Source organism: Streptomyces sp. NPDC026206 (assembly GCF_040638465.1).
GTDB lineage: Bacteria > Actinomycetota > Actinomycetes > Streptomycetales > Streptomycetaceae > Streptomyces.
On record NZ_JBEZYL010000001.1, the window covers coordinates 62708 to 82262 of the forward strand.

Genomic DNA, 19555 nt, shown 5'->3' on the forward strand with positions numbered 1-19555 from the left:
CTCACATCCGGAAGACGCCGAACCCGCCCCTGGCCCCCACCACCGGCGCGGTATGGATGGCGGACAGGCACAGCCCCAGCACCGTCCGGGTGTCCCGGGGGTCGATGACCCCGTCGTCGTAGAGCCGCCCGGACAGGAACACCGGCAGGGACTCCGCCTCGATCTGCCGCTCCACCATCGCGCGCAGCCCGGCGTCGGCGTCCTCGTCGTAGGGCTGCCCCTTGGCCGCCGCCGACGCCCGGGCCACTATCGAGAGGACCCCGGCAAGCTGCTGCGGCCCCATCACGGCCGACTTGGCGCTGGGCCACGCGAACAGGAACCTCGGCTCGAACGCCCGCCCGCACATGCCGTAGTGCCCGGCCCCGTAGGAGGCGCCCATGAGCACCGACAGATGCGGCACCTTCGAATTCGACACGGCGTTGATCATCATGGCGCCGTGCTTGATGATGCCGCCCTGCTCGTAGTCGCGGCCGACCATGTAGCCGGTGGTGTTGTGGAGGAAGACCAGCGGGATGTCGCGCTGATTGGCCAACTGGATGAACTGCGCGGCCTTCTGCGACTCCTGGCTGAAGAGCACGCCCTGGGCGTTGGCCAGCACCCCCACCGGGTAGCCGTGCAGCCGCGCCCACCCCGTCACCAGGCTCGTCCCGTACCGTGGCTTGAACTCGTCAAAATCGGAACCGTCCACGATCCGTGCGATGACCTCACGGGGATCGAAGGGCACCTTCAGGTCGTCCGGCACGATGCCGAGCAGCTCGTCTTCGTCGTACAGGGGCGCTTCGACGGCCGACGGCGGCGGATCGGCGTGGGCCTTGCGCCAGTTGAGTCGGGCGACGACGTGCCGCGCCTGCCGCAGTGCGTCCGGCTCGTCGACGGCGAAGTGGTCCGCGAGCCCGGAGACCCGGGCGTGCATGTCCGCCCCGCCCAGGGATTCGTCGTCGCTCTCCTCGCCGGTGGCCATCTTCACCAGCGGCGGCCCGCCCAGGAAGACCTTGGCCCGCTCCTTGACCATGATGACGTGGTCGGACATGCCCGGTACGTACGCGCCGCCGGCCGTGGAGTTGCCGAAGACCACCGCCACGGTCGGGATCCCGGCGGCCGACAGCCGGGTCAGGTCCCGGAACAGGGCGCCCCCGGGGATGAAGATCTCCTTCTGGCCGGTCAGATCGGCACCACCGGACTCCACGAGCGAGATGACCGGCAGCCGGTTGGCGTGCGCGATCCTGTGGGCCCGCAGCGCCTTCTTCAGCGTCCAGGGGTTGCTGGCCCCGCCGCGCACGGTCGGGTCGTTGGCGCTGATCAGGCACTCGACGCCCGCGACGACACCGATGCCGGTGACGAGCGAGGCGCCGACGGCCCAGTCGCTGCCCCACGCGGCCAGCGGTGACAGCTCCAGGAAGGGGGTGTCCGGGTCGAGGAGCAGCTCCACCCGCTCCCTCGGGAGCAGCTTGCCCCGTGCCCGGTGCCGGGCGGTGTACTTCTCGCCCCCGCCCGCGACGGCCTTCGCGTGCTCGGCGTCGATCGCGGCGAGCCCGGCGAGCATGGCGGCCCGGTTGGCGGCGTACCCGGGGCCCGCCGCGTCGAGCGCCGACGGCAGGACGCTCACAGCAGCACCTCCGGTATCTGCAGATGGCGGGCGCGCAGCCACTCGCCCACGGCCTTGGCCTGCGGGTCGAAGCGGGCCTGGGAGGCGACGCCCTCGCCGAGGAGGCCGTCGACCACGAAGTTCAGTGCCCGGAGGTGGGGCAGTACGTGCCGGGTCACGGCGAAACCGGCGGTCTCCGGGAGCAGTTGCCGGAACCGTTCGACGGTCAGTGTGTGCGCCAGCCACCGCCACGCGTCGTCGTCGCGCACCCACACCCCGACGTTCGCGCTGCCGCCCTTGTCCCCGCTGCGGGCCCCGGCGACGAGGCCGAGCGGGGCCCGCCGGGTGGGCCCGCAGGGCAGCGGCTCGGGCAGTACGGGCTCCGCCACCGCCGCGAGCTCCGCGGCGCGTACGGGGGCGGGCAGCACCGGCACCCGTGTTCCGTCCGGCAGTACCGCTGTGTGCCGCACCGTGTCCGCGTCGACGTACGCCGCCTCGAACACCCCGTACGGCGTCGTCCTGCCCGGCGGCGTCGCGACGTGGAAGCCCGGGTAGCTGGCCAGCGCCAGCTCGGCGCAGGCGGCGTTGACGGCCCGGCCCACCTCCGGGTCGCGGTCGCGCACGACCAGCCGCAGCAGGGCGCTCGCCTCCTCCTGCACGGGCGCGTCGGCCCGGTCGGTGCGGGCGAGGTGCCAGCGCACCTCGGCCGGGCGGCGGGCGGCGAGGACCCCGTCGAGCTGGGCGCGCACCAGGCGGGCCTTGGCGTCGATGCCGAGGCCGGTGAGGACGAAGACGACCTCGGTGCGGTGGCCGCCCGCCCGGGTGAGCCCCACCTTGAGGGTGGGCGGCGGAGACTCGCCGCGCACCCCGCTGATCCGCACCCGGTCGGGGCCGTCGGGGGTGAGCCGGACCGTGTCCAGGCGTGCCGTCACGTCCGGGCCGACGTAGCGGGCGCCCGCCGTCTCGTACAGCAGCTGCGCGGTGACCGTGGAGGCAGTGACGGCGCCGCCCGTGCCGGGGTGTTTGGTGATGACCGCCGAGCCGTCCGGGTGGATCTCGGCGAGGGGGAAGCCGGGCCGGAGCACGTCGTGCTCGGTGAAGAAGGCGTAGTTGCCGCCCGTCGCCTGCGTCCCGCACTCCAGGACGTGCCCGGCGACGACCGCCCCCGCGAGCGGGTCGAGGTCCTCGGCCGTCCAGCCGAAGTGGGCGGCGGCGGGGCCCGTGACGAGGGCGGCGTCGGTGACCCGGCCCGTGACGACCACGTCGGCGCCCGCCCGCAGGCACTCGGCGATGCCGGCGCCGCCCAGGTAGGCGTTGGCGGTGAGCACGCCCTTGCCCCACTGGCCGTCGCCGAGGAGGTCGTCACCGGTGACGTGGGCGACGCGTGCGGGGACCCCGACGCGGTCGGCCAGTTCGCCGATGCGCTCGGCGAGCCCGGCGGGGTTGAGGCCGCCGGCGTTGGTGACGAGTCTGACGCCGTGGTCGGCGGCCAGCCCCAGCCCCTCCTCCAGCTGGCCGAGGAACGTGCGGGCGTACCCCCGGCCGGGGTCCTTGAGGCGGTCCCGGCCGAGGATCAGCATGGTCAGTTCGGCGAGGTAGTCACCGGTGAGTACGTCCAGGGGGCCGCCGGTGAGCATGTCGCGCAGGGCATCGAAGCGGTCGCCGTAGAAGCCGGAGGCGTTGCCGATTCGCAGAACGGGCACGGGCACGGGCATGCCAACGGAGGGTGGCACCGCCCCGGAAAACAAGCAAGCGTGCTTGTATCGTTTTCAGCCGCCGGACGCGGGGCGGCTGCGGGCGAGCGCGTCGGCCAGCACCTGGGCCGTGTGCCGCCCCTGTACGCCCGCGAGCTGGCCGATCTGGATGCGGCAGGAGAACCCGTCCGCGATCACCTCCGCACCCTGCGGCGCGCGGCGCAGCGCCGGCAGCAGCTGTTCCCCGGCGCAGGCCACGGACACCTCGTAATGCCCGCGCTCGAAGCCGAAGTTCCCGGCGAGGCCGCAGCAGCCGCCGCTCAACTCACCGCTCATCCCCGCGCGTTCGCGCAGGCGCCGCTCGGCGGCGTCGCCCAGCACGGCGTGCTGGTGGCAGTGCGTCTGGCCGGTGACGGGCCGGCCGACGTGCGGCGGCTCCCAGTGCGGGGCGCGCTCTTCGAGGACCTGGGCGAAGGTCCGTACGGACGAGGCGAGCCTTTCGGCACGGGGGTCGCCGGGCAGCAGCTCGCACAGGTCGGTGCGCAGGGCGGCGGTGCAGCTGGGTTCGAGGCCGACGACGGGAAGACCGGCAGTGAGGGCGGGTTCCACGATGTCGAGCGTGCGCCGCATGACGGCGCGGGCACGGGCCAACTGGCCCGTGGTGACCCAGGTCAGGCCGCAGCAGACCGGCCCGGGAGGGACGGTGACGCGCAGCCCGGCGTCCTCCAGGACGGCGACGGCGGCCCGGCCGGCGGCCGGGGACAGGTAGGTGGTGAAGGTGTCCGGCCACAGCACCACCTCCGCGCCGCTCCTTTCCCGGCCCGGGCGCGGACGTGTGCCCGCCCGCCCGCGCCACCACCGGGTGAACGGCTCCCGCGCGAGCTGCGGCAGTTCCCGTTCCGGCGCGATCCCCCCGAGCCGCTTCACGGCCGCCGCCGTCGGGCCGCCCCGCGCCAGCGCGTTCAGCAGCGGCGCGGCCGGCGCCGCGAGGCGCAGCCACAGCGGCAGCCACCCCATCGTGTAGTGCGCGACGGGCCGCGGCCGGCCCGCGTAGTGGTGGTGCAGGAACTCCGCCTTGTACGTGGCCATGTCCACCCCCACCGGGCAGTCGCTGCGGCAGCCCTTGCACGAAAGGCACAGGTCGAGCGCCTCCCGTACCTCCTGCGAGCGCCAGCCGTCCGTCACCACCTCCCCGGCCAGCATCTCGTGCAGCAGCCGGGCCCGGCCCCGTGTGGAGTGCCGCTCGGCACGGGTGACGCGGTAGGAGGGGCACATGACGCCGTCCGGGGCGGGGGCCGCCTCCCGGCACTTGGCGACGCCCACGCACCTGCGGACCGCCGCCGCGAAGTCGCCGCCGTCACCCGGATAGGCGAATTCGACGTCGACGGGCCGCCGGGGCAGCACGTCGAACCGCAGGTTCTCGTCCAGCCGGTACGGGCGGACGACCATGCCCGGGTTCATGCCGCCCGCCGGGTCCCACAGGTCCTTGAAGCGCTCGAACAGCCCCACGACCTCGGGGCCGTACATCCGGGGCAGCAGCTCCGCGCGGGCCTGCCCGTCCCCGTGCTCGCCCGACAGCGAGCCGCCGTGCGCCACCACCAGCTCCGCCATGTCCGCCGAGAACTCGCGGTACCGGCGCACCCCCTCCGCGCTCAGCAGGTCCACGTCGAGCCGGACGTGCACACAGCCGTCGCCGAAGTGCCCGTACGGCGCCCCGCGCAGCCCGTAACGGCCCAGCAGGGCCCGGAAGTCCCGCAGGTACGGCCCCAGCCGGGCCGGCGGCACCGCACAGTCCTCCCAGCCGGGCCAGGCCTCGCTGCCGTCGGGCAGCCGGGTCGCGGTGCCGGCGGCGTCCTCGCGCACGCGCCACAGGGCGCGCTGCCCGGCCGGGTCGGTGACGACGGCCCGCCCGGTTACCGGCCCGTCGGCGGCGGCCGCGCGGCACAGTCCGTGCGCCCGGGCCGCCGCCTCGCCCGGCGTCGCGCCGCCCGTCTCGGCGAACAGCCACGCCGCGCCCCGGGGCAGGCCGCCGGCGCCTTCGCCCACCAGGTCGGCGGCCATGCCCTCGACCGTCAACGGCCCGTGCGGCAGAAGGAGATGGGCCGCCTCGGCCGCCGCGCTCTCGTCCGGGTACCCGAGCACCGCCAGCGCCCGCGCGGCGGGCGGCCGCACCAGCCGGACCGTCGCCCGCGTCAGCACCCCCAGCGTGCCCTCGCTGCCGGTGAAGGCCCGCGCCACATCGGTGCGCCGCTCGGGGAGCAGGGCGTCCAGGGCGTACCCGGAGATGCGCCGGGGCAGCTCGGGGAACCCGGTGCGCAGGACGGCGAGGTTGCCGCCGACGAGGGCGCGCAGGCCGTCCGCGAGCGGCCCGGGAAGGCCGTCGTAGCCCCGTCCCAGCCGGGCCCGTTCACCCCCGTGGGTCAGGACGTCCAGCTCGCGCACGTTGTCGGCCGTCGTCCCCCAGGCCACCGAGTGCGCGCCGCACGCGTTGTTGCCGATCATCCCGCCGAGCGTGCAGCGCCCGTGCGTCGACGGGTCGGGCCCGAAGGTCAGCCCGTGCCCGGCCGCCGCCGCCCGCAGCGTGTCGAGCACGACACCCGGCTGGACGACGGCGGTGCCCGCCTCGGGGTCGATGCTCAGGACCGCGTCCATGTGGCGGGTGAAGTCCAGGACGACGCCCTCACCCGTGGCCTGCCCGGCGATCGACGTCCCGCCGCCGCGCGGCACCACCGGCACCCCGTACTCGCGGCACACGGCGAGCACGGCGGCGACGTCGTCGGCGTCGCACGGCGCGACGACGCCGAGCGGCACGCGCCGGTAGTTCGACGCGTCCATGGTCACCAGCGCCCGCGCACCGGCGTCGAAGTCCACCTCGCCGCGCACCACCGCCCGCAGGGCTCGCTCCGGTCCCTCAGTGACACCCATGAGGGCCATAGTGCAGGCCGCGGGCGTCCCGGAGGCAGAGGGCGCGGGGCTTCACGGCCGGAATGCGGCGAGCAGGATGCCCAGGGCCGCCAGGACGGCCGCGTAGGCACCGAGCCCGCCGAGCGAGGCCCCCAGCAGGCCGTTGTCCGTGCGGGTCAGGACCAGCACGAAGCACAGCAGGCCGTTCGTGAGGCCCGCGGCCGGGGCGGCGGCTTCGGTGATCCTCGAGTAGGACTGCAGCTCGAAGACGCCGCAGGCGGCCGCGCCCAGGAAGAAGCTGACCAACGCCACGCCCAGACCGGCGAGCAGACCGCCCCACCACGGCAGCGGGCTGATCACGGTGACCGTGCCCACGACGGCCGCGGCGAGCAGCAATGCCGTGCAGCCCGTCACCGCTTCGTGCTCCTCGCCCGCACCCAGCCCCGCCGCCGCCAGCGCCCCCACCACCGGAGCGAGCAGCGCCAGGAGCGTCACCGTCCCGGGGCCCAGGGCGGTCAGCCAGGTGAGCAGGAGTGCCGCGCCTGCGGCGGTCGTCAGCGTGGCGAGGACGACGGGCCGGACGACCGGCAGGCCGGCCGGCGGCGCCGCCGTCGCCCGCGCCGTTCCGCCGGCCTCGCTCGCGGTCACGGTCCGGACGTTGTGCGGGGCGCGGCCGGACCCCTGGCCCGCGCCCGTGGGGGCCGGTCCCGACTCCGCCCCGGTCAGCCGCCGTGCGACCTCCCGGGCATCGGCCGGCCGCCGCCGCGGGTCCTTCTGCAGCAGGTCCAGGACGAGCCGGTCGAGATGGCGGGAGAGCCCGGGCCGCCGCCGGGAGGGAGGTTCGGGGGCCGTGTCGAGGTGCTGGCGCAGCAGCGCGTAGGGCGACGCCCCGGTGAAGGGCGGCCGGCCGCACAACAGCGTGTAGAGCAAGCAGCCGAAGGAGTACAGATCGGACGCCGCCCCGATGTCCTTGGCGCCCTGGAACTGCTCCGGCGACATGTACGCGGGCGTGCCCACGGTGGCGTGCGTCGCGGTCAGCGTGGTGTACGAGGCGGTCTCGCCGACGAAGCGGGCGATGCCGAAGTCCAGCACCTTGACGACCCCTTCGTCCGTGACCATCACGTTCGCCGGTTTGATGTCGCGGTGCACGAGCCCGGCGCGATGGGCGGCGTCCAGGGCCTGGCATATCTGAACGCTCCAGGCCATGGCGGTCTCGGCCGTCGGCGGGCCCTCCGCGAGGATGCGGTCCAGGGTCCGTCCTCTGAGGCGCTCCATCACCAGGTACAGCGTGGGGCGGCCGTCGAGGTCGCCTTCGCCGTAGTCGTGCACGGTCACGATGTACGGACTGGAGAGGCCGCCCGCCGCCCGGGCCTCGCGCTGGAAACGAGCCACGGTGACGGTGTCATGGGCGTCGATGGTGTCCGAGAGCAGCTTGACGGCCACCGCCCGGCGCATGCGCTCGTCGAACGCGGCCCACACCTGCCCCATGCCCCCGCTCCCGATCCGCTCCTCCAAGCGGTACCGGCCATCGAGCAACACACCTTGCTTCGCCAAGGAATTCCCCCTCCTCCGACTTTCCGCACGGTCCTGCCGCACCGGCGACGCGCGCGCGTCCGCAGGTGAGAGCAGAGAGCCTACGAGGATGAGCCGCATCTCACCCGATGGAATGCCAACCCTCCGCCGTCCCGTTACGCACTAGGCTGCCCCCGTGGCCGATATCCAGATCCCCGCTGACATCAAGCCCGCCGACGGTCGCTTCGGCGCGGGCCCGTCCAAGGTGCGTACGGAGGCGCTCGGCGCCCTGGCCGCCACCGGAACCTCACTGCTCGGCACGTCCCACCGCCAGGCCCCGGTCAAGAACCTGGTCGGCAGGGTGCGCGACGGCCTCCGTGAGCTGTTCTCGCTGCCCGAGGGCTACGAGGTGATCCTCGGCAACGGCGGCTCGACCGCGTTCTGGGACATCGCCACGCACGGTCTGATCGAGTCGAAGTCGCAGCACCTGAGCTTCGGCGAGTTCTCCTCGAAGTTCGCCAAGGCCGCGAAGCTCGCGCCGTGGCTGCAGGAGCCGACGGTCATCTCCTGCGAGCCCGGCACGCACCCCGACCCGCGGGCGGAGGCGGGCGCGGACGTCTACGCGTTCACCCACAACGAGACCTCCACCGGTGTCGCCGCGCCCCTCAAGCGCGTCGAGGGCGCCGACGAGGGCGCGCTGGTCCTGGTGGACGCCACCTCCGGCGCGGGCGGGCTGCCCGTGGACATCGCCGAGACGGACGTCTACTACTTCGCCCCGCAGAAGTCCTTCGCCGCCGACGGCGGGCTGTGGCTGGCGGCGTTCTCCCCGGCGGCCCTGGAGCGCGCCGCCCGCATTCACGCCTCTGGGCGGCACATTCCCGAGTTCTTCTCGCTGCCGACCGCCATCGACAACTCCCTGAAGAACCAGACCTACAACACCCCCGCTCTGGCCACGCTGTTCCTGCTGGAGCAGCAGGTGGAGTGGCTCAACGGCCAGGGCGGCCTGGACTGGGCGGTGCGCCGCACCGCGACGTCCGCGCGCACGCTGTACGGCTGGGCCGAGGCGTCCAAGTACGCGACGCCGTTCGTGACCGACCCGGCCAAGCGGTCGGCCGTCATCGGCACGATCGACTTCTCCGAGGACGTGGACGCCGCGGCCGTGGCCGCCGTCCTGCGCGCCAACGGCATCGTGGACACCGAGCCGTACCGCAAGCTGGGCCGCAACCAGCTGCGGGTGGCGATGTTCCCGGCGATCGAGCCGTCGGACGTCGAGGCGCTGACGGCCTGCGTCGACCATGTGATCGAGCGGCTGGGCTGACCCGCCCGCAGTGGCCAGGGGTTCGTCAATCGGCAGGGGGGCCGGCCGTGTCCCCTGCCGGCCCTAACGGGTACGGGGGCTGCGCCGCAGCTCCTCCCAGGTCTCGGGGCCGACGACCCCACCGGCGGTCAGGCCGCGGCGGGCCTGGAACTCCTTGACCGCGGACTCGGTCTCCTCGTCGAACTCACCCGACGGGTCGTGCCGGACCTCCAGGTAGCCCCAGAAGCCCAGGAGGCACTGGGCCTCCTTGACCGCCGCGCCCTTGCTGCCCAGCCGGACTGCCGTCGGCTTGTGCTCGAAGCCGCACGAGAGGCCCTCGACGGGAACCTCGTCCGCCGACGCGGTTCCGGCGGTAAGGGCGCCGGCGCCCACGAGCAGGGTGGCGACGAGCGTCGCCGATGCCGCTAATCGTCTGGAAGATTTCATGGTTGGTCCACCTCTTTCACTCGATGTCCCGATGTGGGACGGGCTCCGAGCCTATGGATCAACGGTCGGCGCGGCCAAGCGATTTACGTACCGCCCGGCCGCCGGCGGAAGAGCCACCGCACACCCAGGGCCAGGACGGCCACGACCGCGAGGGCTCCGGCTCCCAGGGTGAGGGTGCGGTTGCCGTCGCCGTCGTCCTCGCCCGCCGCCTGCTCGCCGCCCCCACGGCTGGGGTTCTTGTTCTCCTTCGCCGCACTGTCGGGCAGCAGTTCGCCGCTCAGTTCGACCGGCGTCACCCTGCTGCCCGCGCCCTCGGACCCGTACATCAGCGCCCGGCCGTCGGGGGTGAACGTCACCGACTCGCCCTGCCGCTGCAGCGGGACGCCGGGGCGCCCGATCTCCTGGGGCCGGCCGTCCTCCCAGCGGTACTCGCGGGCGTCGAAGTAACCGCGTACGACGAGCCGCGTGCCGTCCGGGGAGAACGCCCCGTCCGTGGCCCAGAGGTTGATGTCGGCGATGCGCCGGAAGGTGTTCACGCCGGACGCCGACAATGTCTGCGGCGCCTCGTAGAGCGCGCCCTTGCCCGACTTCTTCTTGCTGGCGATGTAGACCCGCCCGGTCTTCGGATGCACCATCATCGACTCGGCGTCGCGCGGGCCGTCCTCGTAGCGGACGGTGTAGCGGGTGGGGGTCAGCGTGATCTCCCCCGTCAGCTCCCGTGGTTCATGGAACCGGTAGATCCGCACCTCGGGCCAGGTACCGCCGAGGTTGTCGCCGATGTCGCCGAGGTAGACGTCCCCGTCGGGCCCGACGGAGATGGCCTCCACGTCCCGGGCCTGGACCCCCTCGAGGGTGACCCGGGCGAGGGTGCGCCCCGTGCGGCTGTCCACGGCGTAGGCGTACGGGCCGTCGCCGCTGTCGTTGTGCGTCCAGTAGACGCCGGGGTGCGCGCGGCTGGCGGCGAGGCCGCTGGACTCCTTGACGCGGGGATCCGCGATGGTGAAGGCGGTGTGGGCGCCGTCACTGCCGCTGTCGTCGGCGGCCACCGGTGCGGTGGCGGCAAGGACGGTCAGGGCGGCGAGCCCGAGGGCGGCGAGGAGCGGTCGCATGCCCCAAGCGTGCCATCCGCCCGCGCGCCCGGGGGGAGCCGGCCGTGTGTCGCACTCGCATTGCGCCGGTGCCGGGGGCGCCGGCGGGGCGTGGTGTTGTCCGGTCGGGCGTCCCCGGGGGTGTCGGTTGTGTGTCGGCCGTGGTGACGGGGCGTATTGCGCTGGTGCCGAGGGCGCTGGCGTGGCGTGGTGTTGTCCGGCCGGGCGTCCCTGGGGGGCGGTTGTGTGTCGGCTGCGGTGACGGGGTGCACTGCGCTGGTGCCGGGGGCTCCGCCGTGACGCGGTGTCACCCGGCCGCCGGGCGGTTCAGGCCGCCCCGGCGGTTGCCCCGAACCCCGCGACCAGCGCCCCCACCGCGAAGCGGAAGCGAACCGCGTCGTCCGTGCCCGCGCCTGTGCGGGCGGCCTCGGCGACCAGCGGATACCGGGCGGTGTCGAGATCGGCGAGCCAGGCGGGCGAGCCCGGGCCGTCGCCGTCCCCGGCCGTGACGGCGGCCTCGGCGGCCGTGTGGGCGACGACGAAGACCGACAGCGCGTTGAGCGCGTCGACCGCCGCGCCGAGCGGGAAGCCCGCCACCGTGAGCACTCCCAGGCCGCGTTCGACCGCGTCGAGAGTGGCCGGTGTGACGGCGGGCCGGGTGGCGGCAAGAGGCAGCACACCCGGATGGCGCAGCAGCGTTTCGCGCAGTGCGTCGGCGTAGGAGGCGAGCACGGTCCGCCAGCCGGGGCCGTCGTCGCCGGCAGCGGCGACCGGGAGGGCCCGGGCGAAGACGCGCTCGACGAGGCCGTCGAGCAGGGCGTCCTTGCCGGCGACGTAGTGGTAGAGCGTCATCGCCTCGACGCCGAGCTCGGTGCCCAGACGGCGCATGGTCAGGGCCTTGACCCCCTCGCGGTCGGCCAACTCCAGGGCCGCGTCGAGGACCTGTTCCCTGGTCAGGCCGGCGCGCTCGCCGCGCGTTCGCTTTGACATTCTTACATTGTAAGTCCATGCTGGGCGCGGCAGAGACACTTACGGCGTAAGAATGATGGGGGGCGTGCCATGCGGCAGCGCACGTGCAGGGCGGTTGTCGAGGGTTTCTTCACGGCGGTCAATGAGCGCCGGCTCGGCGACCTGGGGGAGTTCATGGCCCCCGACGTCGTCGACCACAACAAGATCATCCATGGGGAGGCGGACGAGCCGGGCGCGGCGTTCGACGGCTTCCGCCAGCAGCTGGAGGCCTTCGGCTGGGCCCGGATGGAGCCGCGGCAGTACGTCGTCGAGGGCGACACCGTCGTGGCGCGGCTGACCGTCAGCGGCACGCACACCGGCTTTCACCCCCGCATGCCGGAGCCGACGCACCGTTCGTTCGAGGTGGAGCAGATCTGGATCTTCACCGTCACGGACGGCAGGATCTCCGGGATCCGGGCGGTCAGCGACCGCCTCGGAATGTTCCTGCAGCTGGGATGGGACTGGCCTGCGCAGGACTAGGGACTGCGGTTCTGCGAGGCGCACCGCACCGCACCGCGCCGCGCCGCCCCCGCCCGCCGGTCCGGGCGGGGGCGCGTCGCGGGTCCGGTCAGCTCACGATGTCCGCGTACCCCTCCACCTCGCGCGGGTCGCGCGGTCCCGGGCCGATGTAGCGGGCCGAGGGCCGCACGAGGCGGCCGGTGCGCTTCTGCTCCAGGATGTGCGCGCTCCAGCCCGCCGTGCGGGCGCAGGTGAACATGGAGGTGAACATGTGCGCCGGGACCTCGGCGAAGTCCAGGACGATGGCCGCCCAGAATTCGACGTTCGTGGCGAGCACACGGTCCGGGCGGCGGTTGTGCAGCTCCTCCAGCGCCGCCTTCTCCAGGGCCTCGGCGACCTCGAAGCGCGGCGCGGCCAGCTCCTTGGCCGTGCGGCGCAGGACGCGGGCGCGGGGGTCCTCGGCGCGGTAGACGCGGTGGCCGAAGCCCATGAGGCGCTCGCCGCGGTCCAGGGCACCCTTGACGTAGGCGGTGGCGTCGCCGGTGCGCTCGATCTCCTCGATCATGCCGAGGACGCGGGACGGCGCTCCGCCGTGCAGGGGACCGGACATGGCGCCCACCGCGCCCGACAGCGCCGCCGCCACGTCCGCACCCGTCGAGGCGATGACGCGGGCGGTGAACGTCGAGGCGTTCATGCCGTGCTCGGCGGCCGAGGTCCAGTAGGCGTCGACGGCCTTGACGTGCTTGGGGTCGGGCTCGCCGCGCCAGCGCTTCATGAAGCGCTCGACAACGGTCTCCGCCTTGTCGATCTCCTTCTGCGGCACCATCGGCAGTCCCTGGCCGCGGGCGGACTGGGCGACGTACGACAGGGCCATCACGGCCGCGCGCGCGAGATTGTCCCGGGCGGTGGCCTCGTCGATGTCCAGCAGGGGCTTGAGGCCCCACACCGGGGCGAGCATCGCCAGCGCGGACTGCACGTCGACCCGGATGTCACCGGAGTGGACGGGGATGGGGAACGGTTCGGCCGGCGGCAGCCCGGGGTTGAACGAGCCGTCGACCAGCAGGCCCCAGACGTTCCCGAAGGAGACGTCACCCACCAAGTCCTCGATGTCGACCCCTCGGTAGCGGAGCGAACCGCCTTCCTTGTCGGGTTCGGCGATCTCCGTTTCGAACGCGATGACTCCTTCGAGTCCGGGTACGAAGTCGGACATCAGGCGGCTCCTCGTGATGTGTTCGACAAGCGGCTGCTGACCGCGCGGGCGGGTCCGGGGTCTCCGGGTCCGGCCGGGTGGCCAGAGGGAACGCTGCTGCAGTGTGTGCTTCGGGTATGTGCTTCTGGTGTCGGCGCCGGAGCGGTTACACGGCAGCATGCGCGGCTCGCGGTCCGTTCCGGTCAACCCGGTCATGCCCCGTGCGGCAGTACTTCACCCGGTACTTCACCCGGCCTCCGCAGAGGGGCGGTTTCCGGTGCCGGGGCCCGTCACGATAGCCGGTGGTGTACGCGTGCCACAGCCATCAACCCGTGATTTTGGGGGGTTCGGCACATGCGGGGGCAGGTGATGTCCGGCACACCGCGCTTTTGGCCGGTGGCAGGATTACCGCAAGCCGTGACGGGGCAGAAAAGCTGATCAAAGGTTTTCCCTGCCGGCCCGCGCGGCCCGCCTCCACGGTTCCGCCCCGCACCCCTCCGAGCAGGCTTTTCCCCGGCCGCCGCCTCCTGCAAGATGTGGCCGTGTCCCACTCCCACAAGCACGAGTTCGCGCACGACCTCGCCGCCATGCGCGCCCACTACCAGTTCGAGGGCCTCGCCGAGCCGGACCTGGCGACCGGCCCGTACGAACAGTTCACGCGCTGGTTCGGAGAGGCGGCCGCGAGCGAGCTGCACGAACCCAACGCCATGGTGCTGTCCACGGCGGACGCCGCCGGACGGCCCAGTTCCAGGACCGTCCTGCTCAAGGGCTACGACCCGCGCGGCTTCGTCTTCTACACCAACTACCGCTCCCGCAAGGCCAAGGACATCGCGGCCAACCCCAGGGTGTCGCTGCTCTTCCCCTGGTACCTCCTCGCCCGGCAGGTCGTCGTCACCGGCACGGCCGAGCGGGTGGACCGGGAGGAGACCGCCGCGTACTTCCGCTCCCGCCCGTACGGCTCGCAGATCGGCGCCTGGGCGAGCCAGCAGTCCACGGTGGCCGGCAGCCGAGCCGAGCTGGACGCGGCCTACGAACAGATGATGGCCCGCTACCCCCCGGGCGAACACGTGCCCGTACCGCCGCACTGGGGCGGCTACCGGGTGACCGCGGAGACGCTGGAGTTCTGGCAGGGCCGCGCGAACCGCCTGCACGACCGGCTGCGCTACGTACGCACCGCCGAGGCCTGGAGGGTGGAGCGACTGTGCCCGTGAGGCAACCCTGAGCAGCGGTAGCTGGGGGAGTCCGAGGACCGGCGTCCGGGGCGGAGCCCCGGCAACGGACGCAACGGACGCAGCAGACGCAGACGATCCGCGGGCCTGCTACCCCGCGCCGCACAGGCGGCGCAGCGTGCCGAGCGGACGACTCGGCGGCCCACGGACCGGGTGACTGCTTGGGATTGGCCGGCGGTGCCGGCGTTGCGCTGTACGCGACGACGGGCGCTAGCCCGCAGTCACCTCACGCGTCCGGAAAGAAATCATGTCCCGAACCACCTCCCTTCTCGTGTACGCCCCAGCCTAGGAAGCGGCTCCGGCGACGACAACCGATTTTTCGGTGGGCATCGATTTCGCGGAAGACGGTGTGGTGTCCGCCAGGGTCGAGTTGAATGCCGCTCGTGCAGGACATGCAGGGCACGCGGAACACGCAGACGCGTCCAGCAGGGGGTACCCCGTGACCGCTCCACACCAGTCCGGCCCCGCCCGTCACGAGGCGGCCGCGGACAGCGACGACCACGACCTCCTCGCGGCACTTCTGGACGGCATGGACGCCGCGCTGTGCGCGTTCGACGCGGACGGCACCGTCACCCACTGGAACCGCGAGGCCGAACGGATACTCGGCTGGTCCGCGAAGGAGGCCGTCGGGCGGCACGGCCTGGCCGGGTGGGCGCTGCGCGAGGCGGACGCGGAGGAGGCCACCGGCCGGCTGCTGGGTGCCATGAAGGCGCCCGGCCGGCAGGTGGACGAGTTCGCGCTGCTCACCAAGGACGGCGGACGGGTGCTGGTGCGCATCCAGTCCTCGGCCGTCCCCGGAGGGGACGGCAGTCCGGCCGGGGTGTACTGCGCCTTCAGCGAGGTGCACACGCAGATCGACCTGGAACGGTCCGTCGCGCTGAGCGAGGCGCTGTTCGGCGAGGCGTCCTGGGGCGTGGTGCTCGTCGACGCCGACCTGCGCCCCGCCCTCGCCAACGCGCACGCCGCACGCGCCCTGCGCACCAGCCGCACCGCCCTGCTGGGGCGCCCGCTGGGGGAGCTGCTGGACCAGGGCGTGGAGGAACTGGAAGGCGCCCTGCAGCACGTCCTGGCGGCGGGGCCGCCGCCCGGGCCCACCGAACTGTGGGTGACCGTAAGGGACCAGGGCACCGGCGTGGCCCTGCCGGAGCGCCGCTGCTGGCGCAGCGGCTTCCTGCGGCTGGCCACGCCCCTGGTGGAGGAGCCGGTGCCGCTGGGGGTGGCCTGGCTGTTCCTGGACGTGACGAAGACGCGGCTGGCGGAGCAGGAGAGCGCGCGGCTGCGGTTCCGGGGCAGCCAGCTGCACCGGGCGGGGCGGGCGGTCGCGGAGTGCGAGGACCCGATGGAGGCGGCGGCCCTCTATCTGGACTTCGCCCTCGCGGGCTTCGCCGACCACGCCCTCATCGATCTGCTGCCGGACGCTGATCCCGCCCCGGAGGCGCCGGTGCGGCTGGTGCGCGCCGCGACGACGCCCGCCGGGCCGCCCGGGCAGCCCCCGGTGCCCGCGTGCGGTGGTCTTCCGGTGCCGTACATGCCGGGCCACCCGGCGCTGCAGGCGGTCGAGCGCTGCGGCTCGGTGCGGGCGGCCACGGACCGTACGGAGGGGTGGGCGGCGGCCCGCAAGTGGCCGGACGGCACACGGCACGCCCTGTCGACGGCGCTGCGCAGCAGGGGGCGCACGGTGGGGGTGGTGACGTTCCTGCGGGGGCCCTCGCGGCGGCCTTTCGACCGGGCGGACGCGATCTATGCGGAGGACATCGCCTCGCGGGTGGCGGCGGCGATCGACCTGGCGGTGGTGGTGGCGCGGTAGCGCTCGCGGTACGGCGCGGTGCCCGTCGGCGTACCTAGTGCCGGAAGAAGATCCGGTCGCCGTACTCCTCCAGCAGATGGCCGTTCCACTCGTGGCCGCCGTCGATGTTGCCCGAGCGCAGCATCGGCGGGTCGATGCCGCGTGCGGCCAGCTCGGTCGCCGCCGAGGCGACGACGGCCTGCATCACGGCGCTGGTGACGACGGTGGACGCCGGGCCGAACGGGGTCGCGATGCCCTCGGCGGAGAGCTCGGCGTCACCTGTGGCGATCTTGCTGTCGAGGACGAGGTCGCAGTGGTCCTTCAGGAAGGTGCCGGAGGCGTGCCGGGACCTGGTCTCCTCGGCGTAGGCGAGCGAGGTGACGCCGATGACCTTCAGGCCGAGGGCGCGGGCGTTCATGGCCATCTCCACGGGCAGGGAGTTGCGCCCGGACAGGGAGATGACGATCAGTGCGTCGCCGGGCCGGGCGGGGCTGGTGTCCAGGACCGCCCCGGCCAGGCCGTCCACGCGCTCCAGCGCGCTGCCGAGCGTGGCGGGCATGATGTCGATGCCCACGGTGCCCGGCACGGCGAGCAGGTTCATCAGGGCGAGTCCGCCCGCCCGGTAGACGACGTCCTGGGCGGGGAGCGAGGAGTGGCCGGCGCCGAAGACGAAGAGCCGTCCGCCGTCCGCCACGGTGTCGGCGAGCATGGACCCGGCGGTGGCGATACGGCCGGCCTCCTCGTCGCGGACCCGCTGCAGCAGGGCGATCGCGGCGTCGAAGAACTGCCCGGCCGGCTTGTTCTCGCTCATCGCTGCGGGGCTCCTTGGCTCGGTTCGGCTCGACGCGGTGGCTCGGCGCATTCTCTCGTGGCGCCGCTGGTGGCGCGGATCACGTTGCGGTCTCGAAGGCGGCGCTGTCAATACGGCGGGGGCGGCCGGAGGCGTACGCGGCCCCGTTGTCGGTGCCATGCGTCAGAATTGAGTCCAGGGCCAGCGCACGACTTATCGAGGGGCACGGCATGTCCGGACTGATCGACACCACGGAGATGTATCTCCGCACCATCCTTGAACTGGAAGAGGAAGGTGTGGTCCCCATGCGCGCCCGCATCGCCGAGCGGCTGGATCAGAGCGGCCCGACGGTGAGCCAGACCGTGGCCCGCATGGAGCGGGACGGCCTGGTGTCCGTCGCGGGGGACCGGCATCTGGAGCTGACCGAGGAGGGCCGTCGGCTGGCCACCCGCGTGATGCGCAAGCACCGTCTGGCGGAGTGCCTGCTGGTCGACGTGATCGGCCTGGAGTGGGAGCAGGTGCACGCCGAGGCCTGCCGCTGGGAGCACGTGATGAGCGAGGCCGTCGAGCGGCGCGTGCTGGAGCTGCTGCGCCACCCGACCGAGTCGCCCTACGGCAACCCGATCCCGGGCCTGGAGGAGCTGGGCGAGAAGGCCGAGGCGGACCCCTTCCTCAACGACGGCATGGTCAGCCTCATGGATCTGGAGCCGGGCGCCGATGGCAAGACCGTGGTCGTACGCCGTATCGGTGAGCCGATCCAGACGGATGCCCAGCTCATGTACACGCTGCGCCGTGCCGGGGTCCAGCCGGGCGCCGTGGTCAGCGTGACGGAGTCGCCCGGTGGAGTGATGGTGGGCAGCAGTGGCGAGGCCGCCGAGCTGGCCGCGGACATCGCTTCCCACGTCTTCGTCGCCAAGCGCTGACCGGCCTCGACGCGGGGCCGCGCGGCGGCCGCGCCGGGTACGTATGCCGCCTTACGTAAAGCTGCCGAGCCGCTGCGGAATCGGCGCGCCCGGGCCCGGGCCGTGCGACGCTGGCGCTGAGTGCTGAACGCATATGCGCGCGCCGCCGACCGGGGAGGGGTTCGGATGAGGCCAGCGGGCCGCACGACCGCCCCCTGCCCGGGTGCCCCTGGTCCCGCCCCCGACGACGGTCAGGGCGGCGGCCGGGGCGGCGGCCGGCATGGCCTGCCCGGCCGGGGAGGCGTGCGGGCCCGGTACGGCGCGAAAGGGCCCCGGCGCCCTCGCGGGCAGCCGGGGCCCCGCCTCCCCGTTTTCCCCAGTGGCGACCCGGAGCCCCGAGCTCCCGGGGTGCGCCTCGCGGACCTTCTTCCCCGAGCGGTCCGCGCCCAGGTCGATTTCTCCCCTTGGCGCAGACGGTCAATCCTTCCGCCCGGTCACTCGAACGAGGGGTCTTGCGCGCGACCACGGTTCATTCGAATGGAAGTTCCATAAGGTGGAGCTGCTCGGGGGAGACGAGGGGGTGCCAGGGCTCATGGTGCGGCGTATCGAAGTGACGGGGAGCGGCGGAGTGCGGCTCGCGGCTTGGGAGTTCGCCGAACCGCCGAAGGCGGGCGGCGGCGTCCGGTACGGCGGCGTGTGCGGCGGCCGCGGTACGGGCCGGGGGACGGGCTACGGCGTGGGCCGCGGCCGCGTCGCGGGCGAGGGGCATGCGGCGGGAAGCGGCGGCGTGCTGCTCCTGCACGGCCTGCTGGGCCGGGCCGCGCACTGGGCGGAGACCGCCCGCTGGCTCTCCACGCGCTACCGCACGATCGCCCTCGACCAGCGCGGCCACGGCCGCAGCGGCAAGCCCGTCAGCGGCCCGTACGCCCGCGAGGCCTACGTCGCCGACGCCGAGGCCACCGTCGAACAGCTGGGCCTGGCCCCCGTCACCCTCATCGGCCACGCCATGGGCGCCCTCACCGCCTGGCAGCTCGCCGCCCGCCGGCCCGACCTCGTCCGGGCCCTGGTCATCTGCGACATGCGGGCCTCCGCCCTCGGCGCGGCCACGCAGCGCGAGTGGAGCGAGTGGTTCAAGTCCTGGCCCGTGCCCTTCGCCACGCTCGCGGACGTCCGCAAGTGGTTCGGCGAGGAAGACCCCACACTGGAGCGCCCCGCGCCCGCCCGGGGCGACTTCTACGCCGAGGTGATGTCCGAGCGTGCCGACGGCTGGCGCCCGCTCTTCTTCCGCCGCCAGATGCTGCAGGCCCGCGAGGGTTACGCCCACGACGCGCACTGGGAGGAGCTGGCGCAGGTGGAGTGCCCGGCGCTGGTCGTGCGCGGGCTGGACGGCGCGCTGGGCCGGGCCGAGGCGCAGGAGATGGTCCGCGTCCTGCCGCGCGGCCGCTACGCCGAGATCCCCGACGCCGGCCACCTCGCGCACTACGACCAGCCGGACGGCTGGCGCCGGGTCGCAGAGCCCTTTCTGGAGGCGGCCGTGCCGGCGTGAGGGCGCCCGCGAGGACCGCACTCCCGCTTTAATTCAACGACCGTTGACATAATCCGGGTGCCGGGTGTGCACTGGCAGGAGAGCGCAGTCCACGCAGGGCCGGCAATGCGCCGCCGTGC

At 73.6% G+C, this 19555-nt stretch carries 15 protein-coding genes; 6 read left to right on the top strand and 9 right to left on the bottom strand.

The window, feature by feature from the left end:
* Position 1: 1 nt before the first annotated feature.
* From AB0F13_RS00330 to AB0F13_RS00345, 4 genes are all read right to left on the bottom strand, one after another.
* Positions 2-1606, bottom strand: coding sequence for a carboxyl transferase domain-containing protein (locus tag AB0F13_RS00330; RefSeq protein ID WP_362072664.1), 1605 nt, complete (start codon positions 1604-1606; stop codon positions 2-4).
* On the bottom strand, positions 1603-3288 hold the full coding sequence (locus AB0F13_RS00335; RefSeq protein ID WP_362072667.1) for an acyclic terpene utilization AtuA family protein: 1686 nt from the start codon (positions 3286-3288) through the stop codon (positions 1603-1605). The genes AB0F13_RS00330 and AB0F13_RS00335 overlap by 4 nt, the downstream gene beginning before the upstream one ends.
* Positions 3289-3354: 66 nt before the next feature.
* A complete protein-coding gene (locus AB0F13_RS00340) occupies positions 3355-6213 on the bottom strand; it encodes an FAD-binding and (Fe-S)-binding domain-containing protein (RefSeq protein ID WP_362072670.1) in 2859 nt (952 codons plus the stop codon).
* A 42-nt stretch (positions 6214-6255) separates the two neighbouring features.
* Entirely contained in the window at positions 6256-7836 is a 1581-nt protein-coding gene (locus AB0F13_RS00345) for a serine/threonine-protein kinase (RefSeq protein ID WP_362072673.1), read from the bottom strand.
* A 55-nt stretch (positions 7837-7891) separates the two neighbouring features.
* On the opposite strand from AB0F13_RS00345, the gene serC reads away from it, so the two are divergent.
* The gene (gene serC, locus AB0F13_RS00350) at positions 7892-9013 is read left to right on the top strand and encodes a phosphoserine transaminase (protein ID WP_362072676.1); all 1122 of its coding nucleotides are present in this window, start codon (positions 7892-7894) and stop codon (positions 9011-9013) included.
* A gap of 63 nt (positions 9014-9076) precedes the next feature.
* Here the strand turns inward: serC and AB0F13_RS00355 are convergent, their stop codons facing one another.
* From AB0F13_RS00355 to AB0F13_RS00365, 3 genes are all read right to left on the bottom strand, one after another.
* Complete coding sequence (locus AB0F13_RS00355) at positions 9077-9439, bottom strand: peptidoglycan-binding domain-containing protein (protein WP_362072679.1); 363 nt, start codon at positions 9437-9439, stop codon at positions 9077-9079.
* 83 nt (positions 9440-9522) lie between these two features.
* Entirely contained in the window at positions 9523-10548 is a 1026-nt protein-coding gene (locus AB0F13_RS00360) for a hypothetical protein (protein WP_362072682.1), read from the bottom strand.
* 306 nt (positions 10549-10854) lie between these two features.
* Positions 10855-11517 carry a TetR/AcrR family transcriptional regulator C-terminal domain-containing protein gene (locus tag AB0F13_RS00365; RefSeq protein WP_362072685.1) on the bottom strand — a complete coding sequence of 221 codons (663 nt, stop codon included), beginning with the start codon at positions 11515-11517 and terminating at the stop codon, positions 10855-10857.
* A gap of 69 nt (positions 11518-11586) precedes the next feature.
* On the opposite strand from AB0F13_RS00365, the gene AB0F13_RS00370 reads away from it, so the two are divergent.
* Positions 11587-12015, top strand: a complete 429-nt coding sequence (locus AB0F13_RS00370) for an ester cyclase (protein ID WP_362072688.1) — start codon at positions 11587-11589, stop codon at positions 12013-12015.
* Between the two features lie 88 nt (positions 12016-12103).
* Here the strand turns inward: AB0F13_RS00370 and AB0F13_RS00375 are convergent, their stop codons facing one another.
* The gene (locus AB0F13_RS00375; protein WP_362072691.1) at positions 12104-13204 is read right to left on the bottom strand and encodes a citrate synthase 2; all 1101 of its coding nucleotides are present in this window, start codon (positions 13202-13204) and stop codon (positions 12104-12106) included.
* A gap of 521 nt (positions 13205-13725) precedes the next feature.
* On the opposite strand from AB0F13_RS00375, the gene pdxH reads away from it, so the two are divergent.
* On the top strand, positions 13726-14394 hold the full coding sequence (gene pdxH, locus AB0F13_RS00380; RefSeq protein WP_362072694.1) for a pyridoxamine 5'-phosphate oxidase: 669 nt from the start codon (positions 13726-13728) through the stop codon (positions 14392-14394).
* A gap of 457 nt (positions 14395-14851) precedes the next feature.
* A complete protein-coding gene (locus tag AB0F13_RS00385; RefSeq protein ID WP_362072697.1) occupies positions 14852-16219 on the top strand; it encodes a PAS domain-containing protein in 1368 nt (455 codons plus the stop codon).
* Positions 16220-16253: 34 nt separating this feature from the next.
* Here the strand turns inward: AB0F13_RS00385 and AB0F13_RS00390 are convergent, their stop codons facing one another.
* Positions 16254-17009, bottom strand: coding sequence for an SIS domain-containing protein (locus AB0F13_RS00390; protein ID WP_362072700.1), 756 nt, complete (start codon positions 17007-17009; stop codon positions 16254-16256).
* Positions 17010-17218: 209 nt separating this feature from the next.
* Here AB0F13_RS00390 and AB0F13_RS00395 point away from each other — a divergent pair, with 209 nt between their 5' ends.
* Both AB0F13_RS00395 and AB0F13_RS00400 read left to right on the top strand, forming a co-directional pair.
* A complete protein-coding gene (locus AB0F13_RS00395) occupies positions 17219-17911 on the top strand; it encodes a metal-dependent transcriptional regulator (RefSeq protein ID WP_362072703.1) in 693 nt (230 codons plus the stop codon).
* A 571-nt stretch (positions 17912-18482) separates the two neighbouring features.
* Complete coding sequence (locus tag AB0F13_RS00400) at positions 18483-19436, top strand: alpha/beta hydrolase (RefSeq protein ID WP_362072706.1); 954 nt, start codon at positions 18483-18485, stop codon at positions 19434-19436.
* The last annotated feature ends 119 nt before the right edge of the window (positions 19437-19555 follow it).